Genomic DNA, 21,567 nt, shown 5'->3' with positions numbered 1-21,567 from the left:
GTAGAAGGAGAGATAACGATGAAGAGAATAGGGCTGCTTATCGCCGCGCTGGCCGCGTTCAACGCCACTGCGTCTTCCCCCCAGGAGTGGGCCAAGAGCGAACGGGCGATGCGCGCCGCCTGCCTGCAAGCCAGCGGGCTAGAAAACGCCAGGGTGGAAGGGGCGATCGTTCACTACGGTGATGACGTCGGCTATTCGGCGCTGTTTATCGGCGGGCGCTACCCGCAGCCGTTTATGAAAAACAAGCCGGGCAGGGAGCTGTGCTTATATCAGCGCGCCACGCAGAAGGCGGCGGTGCAGGCGGTGGAGGGGGATTAGACCGACTTCAGGAGATAGCTCAGGAGACACATGATGATTAAGAGTGCTCCTTGTAGCATTAATAGTCTGAAATCATTACGGATCCAACTTTGTAGCCTTGGTGATGAAGCAGTTCGAACGAAGTCGTAGGTTTTGGGGCTTAGCCAAACGTTGCGAGTCAGTTTTAATTTCCGGTTGTTCAAAATCCAACGAAACCACTGGGCTTTTAGTGAAACACCGATGAAGTTAAGGTTGTCCGCTATCACGACAAAAAGTGGAACAGGGTGTTTACTCACCACATAGTGTTGATAAAAGAGATCAAACTCTTTTTTATGAAGTCGATAGTAAATAAATTGGATAATAGCGATAAGAAGGCAAAGAAAGAATAGTAATACCACTAAGAGTTTTATCTCTTTTATGTAAGACTCAATATAATTGATCATTTTTATACGTTGATTTTGATGAGATAAATAAAAATACAGCCCACGGTGGTAATAATGGCCTCTACGAGCAAAAGTATAAAATCCATCGCCAGCCACTTCTGTAGCTCAGGAGAGGCAGTTTTTTGCACGAAATCGTAGGTTTTCGCATCGAGCCAAACTTGATCCTTTATTTTTATTTTTTTCCTTTTCAGAATCCAAAGAAACCACTGTGCTTTCAATGAGGTTCCAAGCATGCCGAGGCTATCGGCAAAGGCGACGTAGGGCGGAATAAAATGTCCGCTGCCGGCGTAACGTTGATAGAAAGCGTCAAACTCTTTTTTATGGCGACGGTAACCAATGAACTGGATGAAGGCGCTTAAAACCAGCAGCGTTAAGCATAATATGACAATGGTTTTCATTGAGTAGCCTGAATCACGATATTCTCGCTATCATCATAAAGATCAATGCCATGATGAAGAGCACGCCTTCCAGCGCCAAAAGCGTGCCGTTGTTTTTCATCCAGGTCTGCAAGCGTTCAGATGTTGAAAGACGAACAAATTCATAGGTCTTGGCGGGAAGATATTGGTTTTTCTTCACCTTGATTTTCTTGCCGCAAAGGATCCATCTGAACCATTGGACTTTGATGGAAGTACCTAAAGAGCCAAGGCCATCGGCAATCGCGACGTGAGCAGGGACAAAGTGGCCCTGTTGGGTATAGCGTTGATAAAAAACATCGAACTCACGTTTATAGCGACGAGAGTAAATATATTGAACAAGCCAACAAAGTAAGAGCAGCACGGCTGCAATAAGTGATGCTGTTTTCATGAGTCAGTCACCAAAAATAAAACCTGTAGCCGTATCAGATAAAGAACCACCGAGCCAACCACCGGCGGCCCCACCAGCAGCCGCACCCGCTATGCCACATGCTAACGACCCAACGCCACCAGTGGCGACGCCTAATACAACTCCGCATAGTAACATTCCCCCAGCGGCACCTAATTCGCCGCCTTTGATACCGAAGGCAGTACTTGCCGCAAAATGACTGTATCCCTTCACCGCGATCTTGGCGCACTCCTGTTCGCGGCCGGTGGTGCAGGCATTGTAGACGTCGTTGGTGGTATTCAGCCCGCTCAATCCGATGCCGATCCAGCCGCCGGCTTTCATAAACTTGGCCGCACGGCTGGCGCTGTCGACGTAGTTCGAATAGCCCTTGATGGCACCGACGCCAGCGGTACTCCATTCATGCACCAGCGATTTACTGGAGAGCCCCAGCGCGTGTTTGATTTGCGCATACTCTTTCATATTGAGTTGAGCACGAGTAAGGCGATTCAGTAACGGTTTTAATGTACCGAACAGCCGCGCTCGTTCCACCTGAAACTGAGTGCCAATCAAAGCGCCACTCGTGCGGAACTGATTTTGGTAGGTTTTTTCAATTTCGACCAGGATATTTTTGATCTGACTGAAGTAGCGTTCTCCGGCATCCGAAGCCAGCCCGACGGCCGTTTCCCCATAGCTGGTGAAGGCGGCGATAGCGGCGTAATTGCGATGCAAGAAGGTAGAGAAATCGCTGTCACCGGCTTTCACCGCTTTGCTGGTGCGGCTCTTGGCCTGCATCAGGGCGGCGATCTGCGTAGATTGATTATGATTGCGCGGATCGGCGACGATCAGCATTTGCCCCGGTTGAACCAGCGGCGTATCGGCATTGAGCTGCATAAAAAAGCGTGCCGCTTCCGATGGCTTGCCACCGAACAGGTAGTTAGCGTGGAAGGCGAGCGGGCCGGTTTGTTGGGCGATGCAATAGCCCGGTGCGATGTTGCTGGACTTCTGTTCCATGTCGAAAAGCCTCCTTATTTTTAGGAAACTTAACATTTTCTATAGGGTGGTAACAGGTTTTGGCTCACGCTCTCGATCGGAGAATCATCTGAAAATGCAACGATGGGTAGCTTAATGATCGCTACGTAATAGTGTCTTTCCATTACGCTCAATGCTTAAAGTAAATGTTCTCATTTATTTACGCCTTTCCGTATCGTTATTCATCGAGACGCCGAGCAAGACCGAGTATTCTCCCGCAGCCCAGTTTGCTTGCGGATAAGTGACGCATTGTCCTGGTTTCAGGTCAGGCAACGGAGTGACTTCTGGTGAGGTCCAGACGATATGCCATTGCTGTTGTTCCTGCCGTGAGACAATCACTCCCCGGTTTTGCAGGCTGTCGCCGCTGCGAACGCTGTTGATAGGCACTGCAAAGCAAGGTTGATTGTCTTTGAGCGAGACATCCAACGGACGGTACCAGGGGTGAGTGGATTGACAGCCGTTCAGTAGCAGTGCGCATAGCAAAGAGAGATAAAATCGGTGTTCATCGGCCGTAAGTTTTCTGGCGTTTCCTTGAGTTGTGGCCATGGTTTTAATCCGTTAAAACATGAAAAAAACACCATAGCGAAAGTTCAGACATGATTAACCCACTTTGTCACAATCTTTTGCGTTCGCTCACAAGATGGAAAGGCAAATGGATGCTGGGTGCAATCTATTGATTGATATGAAAAATTATTTTATTTCTTTTATATATATATTCAAAAATAAAAACGCCGGGTTGCGTGCTTTAATGCCTCGTCAAATCCGCATGTTTTCTTCTCTGGCCGATACTGATTCCGCTGTTCCCGTATCTCGTCGCATTCCTTGCTCAAGCCGCAAGGCAATCACCACCGTTTTTTCGAGCTGCCAGGCAAAACGCCAACGGCGGTCTGGAGAAAATTATATATTCCGGTCTATCGTCTTGTCATAGATTGTACTCTATAATCAGGAGGTGCCATGTGGACGGTAATGACAACGGAAGAGTTTGATCGGTGGCTCTGTGAACAGGATGAATCGACGCAGGAAAAGGTGTTGGCCGCGCTGGTGATGCTCGAGCGTGCAGGGCCTTCTCTTCGGCGGCCTTTTGTCGACGTGCTGAAAGGCTCGCTGCATTCCAACATGAAAGAGCTGCGTATTCAGCACAAAGGGCGGCCGATTCGCGCTTTTTTCGCCTTCGATCCGGCGCGACAGGCGATTGTGCTGTGTGCGGGCGACAAAACGGGTAATGAGAAGCGGTTTTATAAAGTGATGCTGCCCATCGCAGATGCGCAGTTCACCCAATATTTGATGTGTGATTTCAAGGAGTAACCATGAGCACCTTAAAGCAACTGCTGGCCTCCCGCACGCCGGAGAGCCGCCGGCGCATCGAGGAAATGGCCGAAGAGATGCTGTTTGAAGCGCACCTGCACCAGCTGCGGGAAGCGCTGAATATTTCCCAACAGGAACTGGCGAAAACGCTGGGCATTTCCCAGCCTTCTGTCGCGGCCATCGAAGGGCGCGGCAATGAGCTGAAGATTTCGACCCTGAAACGCTACGTGGAAGCGATGGGCGGCACGCTGCGCCTGGACGTTGAGCTGCCGGGCGGCAAGCACGTCGGGTTTACGGTTTAAGCGCAGGCTGCCCACCACTCCCCGCCATTTCCCGTTCGATCACCGTCGCCAGCGCCTGCGCGGCGGAAGAGAGTTGGTGCTGCGCCAGGCGGATCAGGCCCACGCGCCGTTCGATGATCGGGCCGATCAGCGGCACGCAGACCGCTCCCAGCTCATCCATCTGTTGCTCGCACAGCGCCGGTACCGCGCTGGCGCCGAGGCCGTTGGCCACCATGCGCCCGACCGTTACCAGCTGGTGGCTTTCAAACGCCACCTCCAGCGTGCGGCCGCTGCGGGCCAGCTCCTGCTCCAGCAGCAGCCGCACCGCCGATGGCCGCTGCAGGGTGATGAAATCCAGCGTCAGCAGCTCTTTCCAGCTCACCTGCGCCTTGCGCGCCAGCGCCGAATCCTTCGGCACCACCGCCATAAAGCGATCGCGGCACAGCGGGGTGAAGTGCAGGGTGTCGCTCGGCTCCGGCTCGAAGGCGATGCCCATCTCCACCCGGCCTTCGCGGATCATTTCAAACACCTGCTCGTTGATGACGTCGTGCACTGCCACGTTGATGCCGGCATAGCGATCGCGAAACGCCTTGAGGATCGGCGGCAGCGGGTTGCCGGCGAACGACGGCATGGCGGCGATCGCCACCTTGCCCATCTGCAGGGTAAAGCGCTGGCGCATTGCCTCTTCCGCGTTGTCCCAATCCGCCAGCAACTGGCGAGCCATCGGGAAGAAGGTTTCCCCCTCCGGCGTCAGCGTCACCCGGCGGGTGGTGCGCAGCAGCAGCGGCCCGCCCAGCGCGTCTTCCAGCCCACGGATCGCCAGGCTGAGCGCCGGCTGAGAAATATTCAGCCGCTCGCTGGCCTGGGCGAAGTTCAGAGTGTGAGCTACCGCTAAAAACGCGCGTAACTGTTTGATGCTCATTTTCATTTTGGCTGGCGTTAACTCTTTGTTAATTGTCGGTTAACGAGTGATTAATAAAAATTCTAAATCAATGCGGCATAAAAACAAAATTAACAAATCATTTTTGTGACCTGAAGATGCCCTCACGCAAGCCAGGGCATTTCGCCCTGCGCCGCAATATGCAGGGGCAACGATATGGCAGGGCTCGACAAACGCGTCGGCAGCTACCAGGAAGCGCTGGCAGGCCTGACGGACAACATGACGGTGCTGGCGGGCGGCTTTGGCCTGTGCGGCATCCCGGAAAACCTGATCGAAGAGATCCGCCGGCGCTGCGTGCGCGGGTTGACGGTGGTTTCCAACAACTGCGGCGTCGACGGGTTCGGCCTCGGGCGGCTGCTGGAAACCCATCAGATCCGCAAGGTGGTGGGATCGTACGTCGGCGAAAACGCGCTGTTCGAGCAGCAGGCGCTCAGCGGCGAGCTGGAGGTGGATCTCACGCCGCAGGGCACGCTGGCGGAGAAGATCCGCGCCGGCGGCGCCGGTATCCCGGCGTTCTTCACCGCCACCGGTTACGGCACGCCGATTGCCGAAGGCAAAGAGGTGCGCGAGTTCAACGGCCGCCCTTACATCATGGAAACCGCCATCACCGGCGATTTCGCCATCGTTAAAGGCTGGAAGGCCGATCACTTCGGTAACGTCATCTACCGCCACACCGCGCAGAACTTCAATCCGCTGATGGCGACCGCCGGGCGCATCACGGTGGTGGAAGTGGAAGAGATCGTGGCGCCGGGCGAACTGGATCCGGCGGCGATCCATACCCCCGGCATCTACGTCGATCGGCTGATCCAGGGCACCTTCGAGAAGCGTATCGAACAACGCACCCTGCGGGCATAAGGAGAATTCGCATGCTTACCCGTGAACAAATGGCGCAGCGCGTGGCGCAAGAGCTGAGAGACGGTTACTACGTCAACCTGGGCATCGGTATCCCGACGCTGGTGGCCAACTACGTGCCGGCGGGCATGGACGTGATGCTGCAGTCGGAAAACGGCCTGCTGGGAATGGGCGAGTTCCCGACCGAGCAGCAGCTGGACGCCGACATGATCAACGCCGGCAAGCAGACGGTCACCGCGCGCCTCGGCGCGTCGATCTTCGATTCGGCGCAGTCGTTCGCCATGATCCGCGGCGGCCATGTCGATCTGACCGTGCTGGGGGCGTTTGAAGTGGACGTCGAGGGCAACATCGCCTCGTGGATGATCCCCGGCAAGATGGTCAAGGGCATGGGCGGCGCGATGGATCTGGTTGCGGGGGCGGAGAACATCATCGTGGTGATGACCCACGCCGCGAAGGGTGGCGAGTCCAAGCTGCTGCCGCGCTGCACGCTGCCGCTGACCGGCGCCCGCTGCATCCGCAAGGTATTGACCGATCTGGCCTACCTGGAAATTGAAGACGGCGCCTTCGTGCTGCGCGAACGCGCGCCGGGCGTCAGCGTGGCGGAGATTGTCGCCAAAACCGCCGGCCGGCTGATCGTGCCGGAGCAAGTGCCGGAAATGCGTTTCTGAAACGGGAGGTGAATGTGCAACAACGTGAAGTGGTGATCGTGGCGGCGACGCGCACGCCGGTCGGCAGTTTTCACGGCGCGCTGGCGCCGTTGACGGCGGTGGAACTGGGCACGGCGGCGGTGCAAGGGCTGCTGGCGCAAAGCGGCGTGGCGCCGCAGCAGATCGATGAAGTGATCCTCGGCCAGGTGCTGACCGCCGGCTGCGGGCAGAATCCGGCGCGCCAGACCGCGCTGAACGCCGGGCTGCCCGTTACGACGCCGGCGCTGACCATCAACAAGGTGTGCGGCTCCGGTTTGAAGGCGGTGCATCTGGCGGTGCAGGCGATCCGCAGCGGCGACGCCGAGGCGGTGATCGCCGGCGGCCAGGAGAGCATGAGCCAGTCGCCTTACCTGATGGCCGGTGCGCGCGCCGGTCTGCGCCTCGGTCACGCGCAGATGGTGGACAGCGTGATCCACGATGGCCTGTGGGACGCGTTCAACGACTATCACATGGGCATCACCGCCGAAAACCTGGCGGAGAAATACGCCATCAGCAGAGAAGAACAAGACAGGTTCGCGCTGCGCTCGCAGCAAAAGGCGCAGGCGGCGCAGCAGGCCGGGCGTTTCGCGCAGGAGATCACGCCGGTGACGGTGCCGAAGCCGAAGGGGGAGGCGCTGCGGGTTGAGCACGACGAGCAGCCGCGCGACACCAGCCTGGAGGCGCTGGCGCGGCTGCGCCCGGCGTTTCGCAAGGAAGGCACGGTGACCGCCGGCAACGCTTCGTCGCTCAACGACGGCGCCGCCGTGGTGCTGCTGATGAGCGCGGAAAAAGCCGCCGCGCTGCGCTTGCCGGTGCTGGCGCGCATCGCCGGTTACGCCTCGTCGGGCGTCGATCCGGCGATCATGGGCATCGGCCCGGCGCCAGCCGCGCGCCGCTGCCTGGAAAAAGCCGGCTGGCGGCTGGAGGAGGTCGATCTGATCGAAGCCAATGAAGCCTTCGCCGCGCAGGCGCTGGCGGTGGGTAAAGAACTGGGCTGGGATGCGGAGCGGGTCAACGTCAACGGCGGGGCGATCGCGCTGGGGCATCCGATCGGCGCGTCCGGCTGCCGCATTTTGGTGTCGCTGCTGTTCGAAATGCAGCGCCGCGGGGTGAACAAGGGGCTGGCGATGCTGTGCATCGGCGGCGGGCAGGGCGTGGCGCTGGCGGTAGAGCGCCCGTAAACAACCGAGGAGGCACGATGCAGTCATCTGACTATGCGGTGCTGGGCGCCGGCTTGATGGGGGTGGGCATCGCCACCCATTTTATCCGCCACGGGCATGGGGTGCTGCTGTATGACCCGGATCCGCAGCGCCTGGCGGAAGCGCCGGTGGTGGCGAGCGGCATTCTGGCCGAGCTGAGCGACGTCGGGCAGTTTGATAACGATGAGCGCGACGCGGCGCTGGCGCGGCTGCGCGTGACCGGCGATCTGAACGAGGTGGCGCGCGCCCGGCTGCTTATCGAGGCGATCCCGGAACGGCTCGAGCTGAAGCATGCGCTGTATGAGCAGCTGGAGGGGTTGATCGCCGACGACGCGGTGATCGCCAGCAACACCAGCGGCCTGCCGCCGGACGAGCTGGCGGCGCGCATGACCCATCCGCAGCGCCTGCTGATCGCCCATTTCTGGCACCCGCCGCACCTGATCCCGCTGGTGGAGATCGTGCCCGGCAGCGCCACCGAACCGCGTCATCTGGCGGCGGTGCAGGCGCTGCTCGGCGAGATGGATCTTGAGGCGGTGCTGCTGGAGCGTGCCGCGCCGGGGTTTGTCGGCAACCGGCTGCAGTTTGCGGTGCTGCGCGAGGCGCTGCACATCGTACATAGCGGCATCGCCAGCGCCGAGGTGGTGGATCAGGTGATGCGCGCCTCGCTGGGGCGGCGCTACGCCATGGTCGGCCCGCTCGAAGCCGCCGATATGACCGGGCTGGCGACGGTGGCGGACATCGCCCGCCACCTGTTCCCGGAACTGGCGACCGGCGACGAGATGATGGCGCTGGTGGAACAGCGGCTGCAGCGCGGCGATAGCGGTCAACGCAGCGGCCGGGGATTTTATCTGTGGGATGAAGCACGCAGGGAACGCATTCAACGGCGCCGGGCGCATCAGCTGCGCTTTGCGCTGAAACCGTAATTTCGCACTCCGTACCTGACAATAACAACGATAGCGAGGTGTCCGATGAGCGTTTTGATTGCCCTGGCAGCACTGGGATTACTGATGCTGGCCGCCTACCGCGGCTACAGCGTGATTTTGTTCGCCCCGATCGCCGCGCTGGGCGCGGTGCTGTTGACCGACCCCGGCGCGGTGGCGCCGACCTTCACCGGGCTGTTTATGGAGAAAATGGTCGGCTTCGTGAAGCTCTATTTCCCGGTGTTCCTGCTGGGGGCGGTATTCGGCAAGCTGATTGAACTGTCCGGTTTTTCCCGTTCGATCGTCGCGGCGGCGATCCGCATTCTCGGCCGGCGTCATGCCATTCCGGTGATCGTGCTGGTGTGCGCGCTGCTGACCTACGGCGGGGTGTCGCTGTTTGTGGTGGCGTTCGCGGTCTATCCGTTCGCCGCCGAGCTGTTCCGCCAGAGCGGTATCCCCAAGCGGCTGATCCCGGCCACCGTGGCGCTCGGCGCCTTCTCCTTCACCATGGACGCCTTGCCCGGCACGCCGCAGATCCAAAACATCATCCCGACCAGCTTCTTCGGCACCAATGCCTGGGCTGCGCCCTGGCTGGGGCTGATCGGCTCGCTGTTCATCATCGCGGTCGGTCTGCTGTATCTTGAACGCCAGCGGCGCAAGGCGCAGCTGAAAGGCGAAGGGTACGGCACCGAGCTGCTGAACGAACCGGAAACCCCGGACGATATCAACCTGCCGAATCCGCTGATCGCCATCTTGCCGTTGATTCTGGTCGGGGTATTCAACCTTGCCTTCACCCATTGGATCCCGCAGTGGTACGGCACCAGCCACGAGCTGACGCTGCCGGGGCTGGCCAAGCCGATCACCACCGACGTGGCGAAGATCACCGCCATCTGGGCAGTGGAAGCGGCGCTGGTGTCGGGTATTCTGCTGGTGGTGGTGTTCGGCTTCGGCAATATTCGCGGCCGGCTGGCGGAAGGCAGCAAGACGGCGGTCGGCGGCGCGATTCTGGCGGCGATGAACACCGCCTCCGAATACGGCTTCGGCGCGGTGATCGCCGCGCTGCCGGGCTTTTTGGTGCTGTCGCAGGCGCTGTCGGCGATCCCCAATCCGCTGCTGAACGAAGCGATCAGCGTCACCCTGCTGGCCGGCATCACCGGCTCGGCCTCCGGCGGCATGAGCATCGCGCTGGCGGCGATGGCCGATAATTTCGTGGCCGCCGCCCACGCCGCGCATATCCCGCTGGAAGTGCTGCACCGGGTGGCCTCGATGGCCAGCGGCGGCATGGACACCTTGCCGCACAACGGCGCGGTGATCACCCTGCTGGCGATCACCGGCCTCAGCCACCGGCAGGCCTATGGCGGCATCTTCGCCATCACCCTGATCAAGAGCGCCGCGGTGCTGTTCGTGATCGGCGTGTTCTACCTGACCGGCATTGTTTAAAGGAGCGATACCATGAGTGTACAAGGCAAAACCGCGCTGGTGACCGGCTCGACCAGCGGCATCGGCCTCGGAATAGCGTCCGTGTTGGCCGCCGCCGGCGCGCGCGTGATCCTCAACGGCTTCGGCGAGGTGGAGCAGGCGCAAGCGCAGGTCGCCCGACTGGGCACCGCGCCGGGGTATCACGGTGCCGACCTCGGCGATGTGGCCCAGATAGCGGACATGATGCACTATGCCGAACGCGAGTTCGGCGGCGTGGATATTCTGGTGAACAACGCCGGCATTCAGCACGTGGCGCCGCTGAATCAGTTCCCGGTGGAGAAATGGAATGCCATCCTCGCCATCAATCTGTCGGCGGTGTTCCATACCTGCCGATTGGTGCTGCCAGGCATGCGCGAGCGCCACTGGGGGCGCATCATCAACGTGGCGTCGGTGCACGGGCTGGTGGCGTCGAAAGACAAGTCGGCCTATGTGGCGGCCAAGCACGGCGTGGTGGGGCTGACCAAGACGCTGGCGCTGGAAACGGCCCGCACGCCCGTCACCTGCAACGCCATCTGCCCCGGCTGGGTGCTGACGCCGCTGGTGCAGCAGCAGATCGACAAACGCATCGCCGCCGGTACCGATCCGCAGCGGGCGCGCGATGAGCTGTTGGCGGAGAAGCAACCGTCGCAAGAGTTCGTCACGCCAGAGCAGCTCGGTGAGCTGGCGCTGTTCCTGTGCAGCGATGCGGCGGTGCAGGTGCGCGGCGCCGCCTGGAACATGGACGGCGGCTGGCTGGCGCAGTAGTGAGATTTTCCCCGGAGCGCGCAATGCGCTCCGTCGTTATTTCCCACCTTTAATTAATTCCCTCGCGTGACGGTTTACCTGCGGCAATAATATTTATTTGTTATTTGCTATCATTATTCCCAGATAATCACGCCGGGTTATTTTGGATGAAACGTGCGGATTGGTTTATTTCGTGCTGCAGTTATTACATTGTTTTTCTTCATGTTACAGGTGAACACGTTTTTGCTGAAATTAAATCCAACCTGAAATAATGGCAGGTTATGGCGTGAATTTTTATATCTTGCGTGCGCTGTTCACATCGGGTAATTATTTTGGCGTGGCTTAAGACCACCGTATTTATAAAAATAATTCTTTTTAGGGCAGGGGTAATAATGAGAAAAACCACAACGCCAATCGTCATTGGCGGCGTCTTGCTGTCGGCGATTTCCGCCGGCGCGCAGGCCGAGATCACCATTCTGGATAAAAACCCGCAGAGCAATGTGTTGCTGGCGCCGCTCAGTTTAAAGGTGGGCGGCAGCATTCGCCCCGAGTGGATCTTCAATAACGGCCCGGAACCGGGCTATGACAAAAACGGCCACGACGGCGGCACGCGTTTTCGCTTCAGCGGCGACTATGCGCTGACGCAGGACACCTCGATCATCGGCTATTACGAGTGGGGCGTCGATCTGGCGCACGCGCTCAGCTGGGACGGGCACTATAACGAAGACGGCAAGCGCGACTATCAGCGCCAGCTGTACGCCGGTTTTAAAGACGATCGTTACGGCACCCTGACCTACGGCCATCAATATGGCATCTATTATTCCGTGGTCGGCATCAAAAGCGACGTCTGGGATAACGATGGCCATGCGGGCGGCACCGGCATCGGTATTTCCGGCGACTACGACGGCGGCAATAAACCGAAAAACAGCATCAAGTACACCAATGATTTCGGGCCGGTGACGCTGTACGCCAACTATTTATTGCCGGAAGACGATCTGCACACTGCGGATAACCTGATTTATCGCCGCAAAGGCGGCGGCGGGTTGGGCTTCGATTATAAGGTGACGAAAGACTTCACCTTCAGCGCCGCCTACAGTTATACCGATGCGAAGATCAAAGATAATCTGTACAGCGAAAAAGATTATCACCAGCAGTTGTCCGGCACCGCGTTAACCTGGCAGCCGAACAACTGGTATATCGTCGGCACCGCCAGCTACTACAAAGACTATGTGCCGAGCATCCGTCAGCGCACGCTGTCGCATTTCTTCGCCGGCGACGGCTACGGGCTGGAAGGCTTCGTCGGTTACACCTTCAATATCGATAAGCCGTTTCTCAAATCGATCCAGCCTTACGTGGCGGCGGACTCGCTGCGGCTGAAGGGTGACGAGGCGTATCACGCCAACCACGTTTACCTCGGCGCGGGCACCACCATCGGTTACGGTCTGTCGGTGTATGTGGAGCGCACGCTGGCCAACAGCAGCGACAATGAGCCGGACTCCACCTGGATTACGGTGTTCTACGACTTCTGATTTTCACCTGCTCCAAGCCGGCGCCTGCGCCGGCTTTTTCACATGGTTATCGCGCCGCCCAGGGTTTCTCCAGAGGCGTTGCGCTCCGCCAGGTAGCGCGCCGGCGGTTTGCCCACCGCCTTTCTGAACATGGTGACGAAGCCGCTGGCGCTCTCGTAGCCCAAATCCAGCGCCACCGTCTGTACGCTCTCGCCCTGCGTCAAGCGCTGCAGCGCCAGCATCACGTGCAGCTGGCGCCGCCAGTGGCCGAAGCTCATGCCCATCTGCTGCTGCAAGGTGCGGCTGAGGGAGCGCTCGCTCATGCCGATGCGCTGCGCCCACTGCCCGAGGGTGGATTTGTCCGCCGGGCTGCTCAGCATGCCTTCGGTCAACTGCCGGATGCGCGCGTCGTCGGACACCGGCAGGTGCAGGTTCTCGATCGGCGCGGCCGCCAGCTGGTCCAGCAATACCGCCGTCAGGCGCCCCTCGGCGCCCTGTTCGTCGTAGAGTGGCTCGAAGGTGCTGGCCTGCAGCAGCAGCTCGCGCAGCAGCGGCGAGACCGACAGCGTGCAGCAGTTTTGCGGCAGACCGGCGGCGGCATGTTGATCGACGAACAGGCAGTAGGCCTCGGTGGAGCCGGCGCCCTGGGCGTTGTGCAACACGTTGCCCGGCATCCACAGCGCGCACTGCGGCGGCACCAGCCACAGGCCGTTTTCCACTTCGCAGCGGATCATGCCGCGTACCGTGTAGATCAGCTGCGCCTTCTGATGGCGGTGCGGCTCGACCTCCCAGTCCTGCTCGAGGGTGGAACCTTGCAAGGCAAACAGCGGGCGCGGCACCTGATCGATATCCAGACAGTGGCGGGGGATCTGTACTTTCATGAGAACAATTCTCAATTTGGCGGAATTGAAAAGTATTATGTCCTGATTGCGCAATGTGGTCTAGCGCCGCTGCCGATAAAGTAAGCGCCAGTGCTAAACCCTTTCGTGAGGAAACTGATTATGTCATTGGATACCGCCGATTTTCCGCTGGTGTGGATGCGCCGCAGCGGGCGCGATACCCAGGCCGATTTGGCCGAATTCAGCGCGCTGCTGGCGCGCGCCGAGCCGTTCGTCCTGATGACCGACCGCAGCGTCGGCGATGAAGAAGAAGAGGGGCACGATCGCGATGCCCGCACTCAGGTGGCGCTGTGGAAACGTGATAACCGCGAGGCGCTGAAGCTATGGGTGAAAGGCATGATCATGCTGGAGCCGGACGACGCCAAACGCACGGCGGCGGAAGAGTTCGCCGAATATGGCGCCAAGTTTTGGGGCTATCCGGTGCTGGTGGCCGCCGACGAAGCCGCTGGCCGGGTGCTGGCGCAGACGTTATTGATCAAATAAGGGGAATACCATGCATCAGCAACAGGTGATTGAACAACTGCTGGCCTGGATCGAGCAGAGCCTGGATCAGCCGCTGACGCTGGACGATATCGCCGCCCGCTCAGGCTACTCGAAGTGGCATTTGCAGCGGATGTTCAAACAGCAAACCGGCCATATCCTCGGCACCTATGCGCGCCGCAGAAGGTTGACCGCCGCCGCGCGCGAACTGCGCCTGACCGGCACCAGCGTGGCCTGCATCGCCGATACTTACCAGTTCGATTCGCAGCAGACCTTCACCCGTTGTTTTCGCAAGCAGTTCGGCCTGCCGCCGGCCAGCTATCGCCGCAGTCAGGATTGGTCGAGCTATGGCCTGCAGCCGCCGCTGCGGCTGACCGAAGCGCCGTTGCCGCAGGCGGAAATCGTGACGCTGCCCGCGATGCAGCTGGTGGGGCACACTCAACGCCGCCACTGCACGCTGGGGCAGCTGGCGGCCTCCAAGTGCGAGCTGCGCCGCCACGCCTGGCGGCAACTGCTGCGGCCGCAGGCGTTGCCGGAGGTGATGTATGGCCTCACCAGCCTGGAGATCGACAGGCAGCGGCGCGGCAATCCGCGCATGGCCTACACCGCCGCGTTGCCGGACGAAGGGGCTGTGGGGGAGCGGGTGCTCATCGAACAGGGGGAGTACGCTCGCTTTACCTATCAGGGGCAGGTCGAAGGGTTACAAAACTTTATCGTCCGGCTTTATGACACCGCGATGCCGCAGATGAATGCCATTCGCCGGCCAGGGCAGGATATCGAGCGTTTCTACCCGGCGCAGGAGGGCAGCAGCCCGCTCGGCGGCGCGGCGATCCGCTGTGAGTATCTGATCCCGATCCGGCGGGTGGAGGCGCTGGCTGCCGCCAGTTAGGCGGCGGTTCTCGCAAAAAATCGCCTTCGTGGCGCGTCAGGTTACAAAAAATTGCGATATTACATCGGTAATGGTTCACACTTTGATTGATGTGCACATATAATGCGCATCCGGTCAAATCCCCCCTGGTCTTTCAGGCCGCAGCGCGCTTGGCTGCCGGCTGAAATTCATCGGGGCAAGGTGGCCGTAGAAACCGATACCCATAATCGCCAGTGGCCTTGACCAACACGAAGATGAAAATGAGCATTCGCGCGTTATTAACCCTGTTTACGGCACTGGTTGCATTCAGCCAGGCTGCCTTCGCCGTCGTTTACCCGCTGCCGCCTAAAGACAGCCGCTTGGTGGGCGAGAATATCCAAATCACCGTACCGGAAGACAGCAAACTGCCGCTGGAAAGCTTCGCCGCCCAGTATCAGATGGGGCTGAGCAACATGCTGGAAGCCAACCCGGGCGTGGATCCGTTCCTGCCGAAGGCCGGCAGCACCCTGACCATCCCGCAGCAGCTGATCCTGCCGGACGCGCCGCGTGACGGCATCATCATCAACAGCGCCGAGATGCGTCTGTACTACTACCCGAAAGGCTCCAACACCGTGGTGGTGCTGCCGATCGGCATCGGCCAGCTGGGTAAAGACACCCCGCTGAACTGGACCACCACCGTTCAGCGCAAGAAAGATGGCCCGACCTGGACGCCGACCGCCAAAATGCGCGCCGAATATGCGGCAGAAGGCGAAATCCTGCCGGCGGTGTTCCCGGCAGGCCCGGATAACCCGATGGGGCTGTACGCGCTGTATGTCGGCCGTCTGTACGCTATTCACGGCACCAACGCCAACTTCGGCATCGGTCTGCGCGTGAGCCACGGCTGCGTGCGCCTGCGCGCCGACGATATCAAGTACCTGTTCCAGAACGTGCCGGTCGGCACCCGCGTGCAGTTCATCAACGAACCGATGAAAGCCACCGTGGAACCGGACGGCTCGCGCTACGTGGAAGTGCACAACCCGCTGTCGGCCAACGAAGAGCAGCTGCAATCCAAAGATCCGGTGCCGCTGACTATCTCCGCCCCGGTCGGCAAAGTGCTGATGGACGCCGGCGTCAATCAGAGCGAAGTGGACGCGGCGATCAAGGCCCGTTCCGGCATGCCGGTGAAAGTGAACTGATCGCCCTCAGGCTGCAGTGAACGAGATAAAAAAGACGCCCGCGGGCGTCTTTTTTTATGCTTCCAGCCGCACGCTGTTGGCGCGGCGAATTTATTGCTTCCCTATCATCGTCTTTAAAACGAAAAGCGCCGATTCATGTTGGTCTTTATTGACCCGTTCGAGATATCTATTATCAATCGCGTCGGCAATGGGGCGGCTGGATTCGAACAGCGCCTGCCCTGCTGGCGTCAGGTAAATAAATCGGCGGCGCTTATCATGTTCGCCGGCTTCCCGTTTTAACAGACCTTTCCCTTCCATGCGGCTGAGCAATTCGGCCAGCGCGGCTTTACTGCTGATCGCCGCTTCCATTAATTCGACTTGTTCAATGCCCGGAGTTTCTGAAACGGTGGCCAGAATGGAATATTGCTGTTTGCTGAGTTCAGGAAGCGATTTTTGCCATTGAGCACTATGATCCTGAAGCAGCTCACGGATGAGATGGAAAAAAGTATTGGCCAGCGTTCTGTTCATACGTTTATCCCAGCGAGAAAAAAGCGAGTAATAATATCAATATAACAAAACCGGCCGGTAAGAGATACTTGCCTTGATAGGTCGTTCGCTTACGAACGGTTACATCTCGCCCACTTGTTTTATCGCCATCTCGGGACTAGATTTGACATATCGTTCGTATACGAACTTTGTGGGGTGTTGCATGAGACTGGTGATCGCGATGACGGGGGCGACCGGGGCGCCGCTAGGCACGGCGCTGCTTCAGGCGCTGAAGGCCATCGAGGGGATAGAGACGCATTTGATCTTGAGTAAGTGGGCCAAAACGACCATTGAACTCGAAACAAACTTCACCGTGCATGAGGTGATGGCGATGGCTGATGTGACACACAGTTCTGCCGATCAGGCCGCCACGATATCTTCAGGTTCTTTTCATACGGACGGCATGATCATTATTCCCTGCAGCATGAAAACGTTGGCGGGTATTCGAGCTGGTTATGCCGAGGGTCTTATTGGCCGAGCGGCGGATGTGATTATCAAAGAAGGGCGGAAATTGGTGCTGGTTCCCAGAGAAACGCCACTGAGCACCATTCACTTGGAAAATATGCTCGCGCTCTCGAAATTAGGAGTGTCATTGGTGCCGCCAATGCCCGCTTATTATAACCATCCTACTCATATCGATGACGTCACCGCTCATATTGTCGCACGGGTTCTGGATCAATTTGGCATTGATTACGGCCGGGCAAAGCGCTGGGCCGGATTAAAAAAGAATGGCCAAAAAACCACTGACACCGAGGAGGATTAAATATGGCTTATGACGATCTGCGAAGTTATTTAGCGGCGCTGGATAAGGCCGGACAATTACTCGATATCACCGAGGAAGTTCAGGCGGAACCGGATATTGCCGCGGCGGCCAACGCCACCGGCAGAATCGGTGAAGGCGCCCCCGCCATTGCATTCAGGAACATTAAAGGCTTTGAACATGCGCATGTGGTCATGAACACCCTTGGGTCATGGCAGAATCACGCCATAGCCCTGGGGCTTCCGCCGACCACGCCGGTGAAACAGCAAATCGATGAGTATATTCGCCGCTGGGATCATTTCCCTGTCTCTGCGGAACGCCGCGATAATCCGCCCTGGGCCGAGAATGAGGTCAACGGCGAGGAGATTAATCTGTTTGAGATCCTGCCGCTGTTTCGCCTAAACGACGGCGACGGTGGATTCTACCTGGATAAAGCCTGTGTCGTTTCCCGTGATCCTGAAGATCCGACCCATTTCGGCAAGCAAAACGTCGGCATCTATCGTATGGAGGTGAAGGGCAAGCGCAAGCTGGGTCTGCAACCGGTACCGATGCACGACATCGCGCTGCATCTGCATAAAGCGGAAGAGCGCGGTGAGGATTTGCCTATTGCCATTACGTTGGGTAATGACCCGATCATTACGCTGATGGGGGCGACGCCGCTGAAATACGATCAGTCGGAGTATGAGATGGCCGGCGCCCTGCGCGAAAGCCCGTATCCGATAGCAACGGCTCCTTTGACCGGCTTTGATGTGCCGTGGGGTTCCGAAGTGATCATCGAAGGGGTGATTGAGGGCCGCAAGCGCGAGATTGAAGGCCCGTTCGGCGAGTTTACGGGCCATTATTCCGGCGGCCGCAACATGACGGTGGTGCGTATCGATAAGGTTTCTTACCGAACACGCCCAATTTTTGAATCCCTTTATCTGGGCATGCCCTGGACAGAAATCGACTATCTGATGGGGCCGGCCACCTGCGTGCCGCTGTATCAGCAGTTGAAAGCCGAGTTTCCGGAAGTGCAGGCGGTCAATGCGATGTATACCCACGGGTTGCTCGTCATCATCTCCACCAAAAAGCGTTACGGCGGCTTCGCGCGCGCGGTGGGAATGCGGGCCATGACCACGCCGCATGGGCTGGGCTATGTGAAAATGGTGATCATGGTCGATGAGGATGTCGATCCCTTCAACCTGCCGCAGGTTATGTGGGCGCTGTCCGCCAAGGTCAACCCGGCCGGCGATCTGGTGCAGTTGCCGAACATGTCGGTGCTCGAGCTGGATCCCGGCTCGAGCCCGGCGGGGATCACGGACAAATTAATCATCGATGCGACAACGCCGGTGGCTCCGGATACGCGTGGCCACTACAGCCAGCCGGTCAAGGATTTACCCGAAACCGCCCTGTGGGTGGATAAATTAACCGCCATGTTGGCTAACCGTCCTTAAGGAGCTCCTATGATTTGTCCTCGTTGTGCCGATAAACAGATAGATGCCATGGCGCATTCTCCGGTCAAGGGCGTGTGGACGGTATACCAGTGTCAACACTGCCTTTATACCTGGCGGAGTACCGAACCCGCTCGCAGAACGGAACGGGAGCATTATCCGCCCGAGTTTCGTATGATTCAGCAGGATATCGATAATGCGCCGGAAGTGCCGACCATTCCTCCTCTTTTGACGAAATGAAACCGCAGGCGGGGAAAGGCCCGCCTGTACATGGATATGGCAATGATGAAAAATGAAGACGTCGTTTTGCTTGATGCCGCCTGGCAGCCTTGCGGGACGATGCCCAAAAACCAGGTCCACACGCGCCATACGCCGCTGCATTTGGCCTTTTCCTGCTATCTGTTCACCCCAGAGGGCAACGTGTTGGTCACAAGACGCGCCTTGAGCAAAACCGCCTGGCCGGGAGTCTGGACCAATTCCTTTTGCGGCCACCCTTTGCCGCAAGAAGCGCTGGAGCAGGCGGTGATGCGCCGTGCCCAGCTTGAGTTGGGCACGAAAGCCGAGCAGATAACGTTGCTGAGCGACGCCTTCAGTTATCAGGCGACCGACGCGTCCGGCGTGATGGAGAATGAGGTCTGCCCGGTATTTGCCGCGTATAGTAAAGGCGCTCTCTATGCTAATCCGAATGAAGTGGCGGATTATGCGTGGGTCGAGCTCAACCATTTAATGGCGGCGGTAAAATTAACGCCTTTCGGTTTCAGCCCGTGGATGGTTTCGCAATTGAATACCGACGCGATAATTTCAGGTTTGCAAGAATATCGGGATGCGATCGTGACAAAGCGTTCAGCGGGCGACGTAGGGCAAGGGCGGCAATAAAATAAATAGCCACCGCAAGGGTGACTATTTATTAATGCTTACAGGCTGCCGCCGACCGAGGTCGAGGTGGAGCCGATAGTTTCGCGGAAATGTTTGGCGTAGTCGGCCACTTCCTGCTGCGTATGCGTCAGACCATAAAGACCCAGCCCCACGCCGCCTGCAACGCCGCCGATGATGGTGCCGACCAATTGGCCGACGGCGCCGGCAATGAAGCCGCCTGCACCTGCGGATTTGCCTGCAATCAGCGCGCCGGTCATCGCGCCATCCAGCAACCCATCCCAGGCCGCGTTCAGATCGCCACCGCTGACGTACTGCTCTTCATATTGACTAAGTACTTTCATATACATTCCTTATAAATAAAAGGGTGACTTAGTGGGTTTAATTAACACCGAGAATAACGCTGTGGCGCTACTCCACTTTAAAAATATAACAGCTGATAATCTGTTGGCAATAATATATCCAATGAAGAATATTGTTTGGTTATATATGCGAACATTTATTTTCTGTCGATATTTTTATGACAGATGTTGAGAATATTCTTGGTTAAAAAAGGCGATATCACTGGAAACGCCGCTGGAAAACTCATCATGCCCTTATTGTGGATGGGCTGAGGCGATTTCTCTAAGGGGGGCTTTTTTTACGCCTTTGCCGCGCGGCCCGCTGTGGCTGTCACTATTTTCACATTTCAGGCTCTGCTACCGGTCAGGGAGTACGTCCGCATTGTGATTATTCCATTAAAAACTATAACTAATTAATAAGTTATATCTCTTCCGTTATCTCCTACCATTGAAAAAATTCTCGCAAAAAATCCACACTGTGAAAATAAGATCACACAAGCGTAACAAAAGGTAAACAAAGCCCTCCTATATTGGCTGCTTCGCTTTTGGGAGGGAGTGTCATGCGTAACTGGAACGAACCGAAAAAGAATAAAGCGCACATCGAACTGATCCCGATGATCGACGTGATGATGTTTTTATTGGTGTTTTTCGTCTTGATCAGCCTGAACGTCATTCCGGCGCTCGGGTTGAAAACGCAGCTGCCGTCCGCCGGCAGTGCGCAGCAGCTGAAACCGCAGAAGAAGGCGATCATTACGCTGGGGGCAGATGAGCAGCTGCAGCTGGATGGCCAGCCGATCGCGCTCGACGCGTTGGTCAACACGCTGAAGCAACAGCAGCAGGCCAACCAGACCACCACCATCATCGTCAACAGCGATAAAGGCGTGGCGGTCGAGCGGCTGGTGGCGGTCATGGACAACCTGCGCCAGGGCGGTTTCTTCTCCGTCTCCATCGCGACACGGAAGCTGTGACATGTATCTGCTCTATCGCTCACGTCATCTTTTCAGCTGGTTGCCGGCGCTGATTGTCGCCGGTTGCCTGCTGTTCGCCAGCCAGCAGGCGGCGCTGAAGATCCAGCCGCGCTACGACGAAACCGCCATCGAACTGGCGCTGGTGGAGCCTGAACCGGCGCCTGAACCTCAACCGGAAACGCCGCCGGAGCCCCAGCCCGAACCGCCGCCGCCCGAGCCGGAGCCGATTCCCGAGCCGGTGGTGCCGGCGCCGGAACCGATCGTGGAAGCCAAGCCGGTGCCGAAACCGCAGCCGAAACCCAAACCGAAACCGGTAAAAGAGAAAGCCAAACCGGTGGAAAAGCCTAAACCGACGCCGGCGCCAGCCGCGCCGCGCGCGCTGGTCAGCAAACCGGCGGCGCAGCCCGCGCCGGCCGCCCCCGCGGCGGCGAAGGTGAACGCGCAGGCGATTGAAAACGGCTATCTGCAGGCCTTACGCCGCGAGCTGGAACAGCGCAAGCGCTACCCGAGCGGGCGCCAGGCCTCGCTCGAACGCCCGCAGGGCAACGTCGAAGTGTGGCTGGAGGTCGATCGCAGCGGGCGGGTGCTCTCTTCCGGCATCGCCAACAAAGCCGCCAGCATGCTGCTGAACCGCGCGGCGATGAGCAGCCTGCAAAGCATCAGTTCAGTGAAGCCGTTCCCGAGCGAGGCGTTCGCCGGGCAAACAACCAAAAGATTTACCGCAACGTTCAATTATCAGGCGCCTTAGCGCAAGGGTTAATCGTTTGATTTTTAAGGGATGCACA

The 21,567-nt window shown here is 58.3% G+C and carries 26 protein-coding genes and 1 pseudogene; 19 read left to right on the top strand and 8 right to left on the bottom strand.

The window, feature by feature from the left end:
• Positions 1-18: 18 nt before the first annotated feature.
• Positions 19-318 carry a hypothetical protein gene (locus AAIE04_RS17170; RefSeq protein ID WP_498577390.1) on the top strand — a complete coding sequence of 100 codons (300 nt, stop codon included), beginning with the start codon at positions 19-21 and terminating at the stop codon, positions 316-318.
• 424 nt (positions 319-742) lie between these two features.
• Here AAIE04_RS17170 and AAIE04_RS17165 read toward each other — a convergent pair whose 3' ends face one another.
• The 4 genes from AAIE04_RS17165 to AAIE04_RS17150 all read right to left on the bottom strand — a co-directional run bounded on the left by AAIE04_RS17165 (position 743) and on the right by AAIE04_RS17150 (position 3,116).
• Entirely contained in the window at positions 743-1,138 is a 396-nt protein-coding gene (locus AAIE04_RS17165) for a hypothetical protein (RefSeq protein WP_498577389.1), read from the bottom strand.
• Between the two features lie 13 nt (positions 1,139-1,151).
• Positions 1,152-1,544, bottom strand: coding sequence for a hypothetical protein (locus tag AAIE04_RS17160; RefSeq protein ID WP_498577388.1), 393 nt, complete (start codon positions 1,542-1,544; stop codon positions 1,152-1,154).
• A 3-nt stretch (positions 1,545-1,547) separates the two neighbouring features.
• Complete coding sequence (locus AAIE04_RS17155) at positions 1,548-2,552, bottom strand: hypothetical protein (RefSeq protein ID WP_498577387.1); 1,005 nt, start codon at positions 2,550-2,552, stop codon at positions 1,548-1,550.
• 174 nt (positions 2,553-2,726) lie between these two features.
• Positions 2,727-3,116 (bottom strand): putative T6SS immunity periplasmic lipoprotein, encoded by a 390-nt coding sequence (locus AAIE04_RS17150; protein WP_498577386.1) that lies wholly within the window; start codon positions 3,114-3,116, stop codon positions 2,727-2,729.
• Positions 3,117-3,524: 408 nt separating this feature from the next.
• Here AAIE04_RS17150 and AAIE04_RS17145 point away from each other — a divergent pair, with 408 nt between their 5' ends.
• Together AAIE04_RS17145 and AAIE04_RS17140 are read left to right on the top strand one after the other, a co-directional pair.
• Positions 3,525-3,875 carry a type II toxin-antitoxin system RelE/ParE family toxin gene (locus AAIE04_RS17145; protein WP_498577385.1) on the top strand — a complete coding sequence of 117 codons (351 nt, stop codon included), beginning with the start codon at positions 3,525-3,527 and terminating at the stop codon, positions 3,873-3,875.
• A 2-nt stretch (positions 3,876-3,877) separates the two neighbouring features.
• Positions 3,878-4,177, top strand: a complete 300-nt coding sequence (locus tag AAIE04_RS17140; protein WP_019453270.1) for a helix-turn-helix domain-containing protein — start codon at positions 3,878-3,880, stop codon at positions 4,175-4,177.
• Here the strand turns inward: AAIE04_RS17140 and AAIE04_RS17135 are convergent.
• Positions 4,167-5,084 carry a LysR family transcriptional regulator gene (locus AAIE04_RS17135; RefSeq protein ID WP_033651396.1) on the bottom strand — a complete coding sequence of 306 codons (918 nt, stop codon included), beginning with the start codon at positions 5,082-5,084 and terminating at the stop codon, positions 4,167-4,169. The genes AAIE04_RS17140 and AAIE04_RS17135 overlap by 11 nt on opposite strands.
• A gap of 168 nt (positions 5,085-5,252) precedes the next feature.
• Here AAIE04_RS17135 and AAIE04_RS17130 point away from each other — a divergent pair, with 168 nt between their 5' ends.
• The 7 genes from AAIE04_RS17130 to AAIE04_RS17100 all read left to right on the top strand — a co-directional run bounded on the left by AAIE04_RS17130 (position 5,253) and on the right by AAIE04_RS17100 (position 12,484).
• Positions 5,253-5,951, top strand: coding sequence for a CoA transferase subunit A (locus tag AAIE04_RS17130; RefSeq protein WP_498577384.1), 699 nt, complete (start codon positions 5,253-5,255; stop codon positions 5,949-5,951).
• Positions 5,952-5,962: 11 nt separating this feature from the next.
• A complete protein-coding gene (locus AAIE04_RS17125; protein ID WP_015376496.1) occupies positions 5,963-6,616 on the top strand; it encodes a CoA transferase subunit B in 654 nt (217 codons plus the stop codon).
• A gap of 14 nt (positions 6,617-6,630) precedes the next feature.
• Positions 6,631-7,815 carry an acetyl-CoA C-acetyltransferase gene (locus AAIE04_RS17120; RefSeq protein ID WP_498577383.1) on the top strand — a complete coding sequence of 395 codons (1,185 nt, stop codon included), beginning with the start codon at positions 6,631-6,633 and terminating at the stop codon, positions 7,813-7,815.
• A gap of 17 nt (positions 7,816-7,832) precedes the next feature.
• Positions 7,833-8,756: a 3-hydroxyacyl-CoA dehydrogenase family protein gene (locus AAIE04_RS17115; protein WP_265261817.1), complete on the top strand. Its 924-nt coding sequence runs from the start codon at positions 7,833-7,835 to the stop codon at positions 8,754-8,756.
• A 45-nt stretch (positions 8,757-8,801) separates the two neighbouring features.
• A complete protein-coding gene (locus AAIE04_RS17110; RefSeq protein WP_498577382.1) occupies positions 8,802-10,193 on the top strand; it encodes a GntP family permease in 1,392 nt (463 codons plus the stop codon).
• A gap of 12 nt (positions 10,194-10,205) precedes the next feature.
• Positions 10,206-10,976 carry a 3-hydroxybutyrate dehydrogenase gene (locus AAIE04_RS17105; RefSeq protein ID WP_498577381.1) on the top strand — a complete coding sequence of 257 codons (771 nt, stop codon included), beginning with the start codon at positions 10,206-10,208 and terminating at the stop codon, positions 10,974-10,976.
• Positions 10,977-11,347: 371 nt separating this feature from the next.
• Complete coding sequence (locus AAIE04_RS17100; protein ID WP_498577380.1) at positions 11,348-12,484, top strand: porin; 1,137 nt, start codon at positions 11,348-11,350, stop codon at positions 12,482-12,484.
• A 38-nt stretch (positions 12,485-12,522) separates the two neighbouring features.
• On the opposite strand, the gene AAIE04_RS17095 is transcribed toward AAIE04_RS17100, so the two are convergent.
• Entirely contained in the window at positions 12,523-13,344 is an 822-nt protein-coding gene (locus AAIE04_RS17095) for an AraC family transcriptional regulator (protein WP_019453262.1), read from the bottom strand.
• A gap of 120 nt (positions 13,345-13,464) precedes the next feature.
• On the opposite strand from AAIE04_RS17095, the gene AAIE04_RS17090 reads away from it, so the two are divergent.
• The 3 genes and pseudogenes from AAIE04_RS17090 to AAIE04_RS17080 form a co-directional block, all read left to right on the top strand.
• On the top strand, positions 13,465-13,845 hold the full coding sequence (locus tag AAIE04_RS17090) for a hypothetical protein (protein WP_019453261.1): 381 nt from the start codon (positions 13,465-13,467) through the stop codon (positions 13,843-13,845).
• A 10-nt stretch (positions 13,846-13,855) separates the two neighbouring features.
• The gene (locus tag AAIE04_RS17085) at positions 13,856-14,731 is read left to right on the top strand and encodes a helix-turn-helix domain-containing protein (RefSeq protein WP_074055339.1); all 876 of its coding nucleotides are present in this window, start codon (positions 13,856-13,858) and stop codon (positions 14,729-14,731) included.
• 233 nt (positions 14,732-14,964) lie between these two features.
• Positions 14,965-15,882, top strand: a pseudogene (locus AAIE04_RS17080) (L,D-transpeptidase family protein); the annotation flags it as partial.
• 93 nt (positions 15,883-15,975) lie between these two features.
• Here the strand turns inward: AAIE04_RS17080 and AAIE04_RS17075 are convergent.
• Positions 15,976-16,392, bottom strand: coding sequence for a MarR family winged helix-turn-helix transcriptional regulator (locus AAIE04_RS17075; RefSeq protein ID WP_019453258.1), 417 nt, complete (start codon positions 16,390-16,392; stop codon positions 15,976-15,978).
• A 181-nt stretch (positions 16,393-16,573) separates the two neighbouring features.
• Between AAIE04_RS17075 and AAIE04_RS17070 the strand changes: the two genes are divergently transcribed.
• The 4 genes from AAIE04_RS17070 to idi are packed head-to-tail and all read left to right on the top strand — an operon-like array spanning position 16,574 to position 19,476.
• Positions 16,574-17,173 carry a non-oxidative hydroxyarylic acid decarboxylases subunit B gene (locus tag AAIE04_RS17070; protein ID WP_074055338.1) on the top strand — a complete coding sequence of 200 codons (600 nt, stop codon included), beginning with the start codon at positions 16,574-16,576 and terminating at the stop codon, positions 17,171-17,173.
• A 2-nt stretch (positions 17,174-17,175) separates the two neighbouring features.
• Positions 17,176-18,603 carry a non-oxidative hydroxyarylic acid decarboxylases subunit C gene (locus AAIE04_RS17065; protein ID WP_440529758.1) on the top strand — a complete coding sequence of 476 codons (1,428 nt, stop codon included), beginning with the start codon at positions 17,176-17,178 and terminating at the stop codon, positions 18,601-18,603.
• A 9-nt stretch (positions 18,604-18,612) separates the two neighbouring features.
• Positions 18,613-18,840, top strand: a complete 228-nt coding sequence (locus AAIE04_RS17060) for a non-oxidative hydroxyarylic acid decarboxylases subunit D (RefSeq protein ID WP_071532813.1) — start codon at positions 18,613-18,615, stop codon at positions 18,838-18,840.
• Between the two features lie 42 nt (positions 18,841-18,882).
• Positions 18,883-19,476, top strand: a complete 594-nt coding sequence (gene idi / locus AAIE04_RS17055; RefSeq protein WP_498577379.1) for an isopentenyl-diphosphate Delta-isomerase — start codon at positions 18,883-18,885, stop codon at positions 19,474-19,476.
• 38 nt (positions 19,477-19,514) lie between these two features.
• On the opposite strand, the gene AAIE04_RS17050 is transcribed toward idi, so the two are convergent.
• Positions 19,515-19,817 (bottom strand): DUF5862 family protein, encoded by a 303-nt coding sequence (locus AAIE04_RS17050; RefSeq protein ID WP_004933246.1) that lies wholly within the window; start codon positions 19,815-19,817, stop codon positions 19,515-19,517.
• A 557-nt stretch (positions 19,818-20,374) separates the two neighbouring features.
• On the opposite strand from AAIE04_RS17050, the gene AAIE04_RS17045 reads away from it, so the two are divergent.
• Both AAIE04_RS17045 and AAIE04_RS17040 read left to right on the top strand, forming a co-directional pair.
• Positions 20,375-20,782, top strand: coding sequence for an ExbD/TolR family protein (locus AAIE04_RS17045; protein WP_004933244.1), 408 nt, complete (start codon positions 20,375-20,377; stop codon positions 20,780-20,782).
• 1 nt (position 20,783) lies between these two features.
• Complete coding sequence (locus tag AAIE04_RS17040; protein WP_498577378.1) at positions 20,784-21,530, top strand: energy transducer TonB family protein; 747 nt, start codon at positions 20,784-20,786, stop codon at positions 21,528-21,530.
• The last annotated feature ends 37 nt before the right edge of the window (positions 21,531-21,567 follow it).

It is taken from the genome of Serratia sp. Ae19-1 (genome assembly GCF_059801225.1).
Note: the sequence above shows the minus strand (reverse complement) of the source record. Positions and strands in the feature narration are given on the sequence as shown.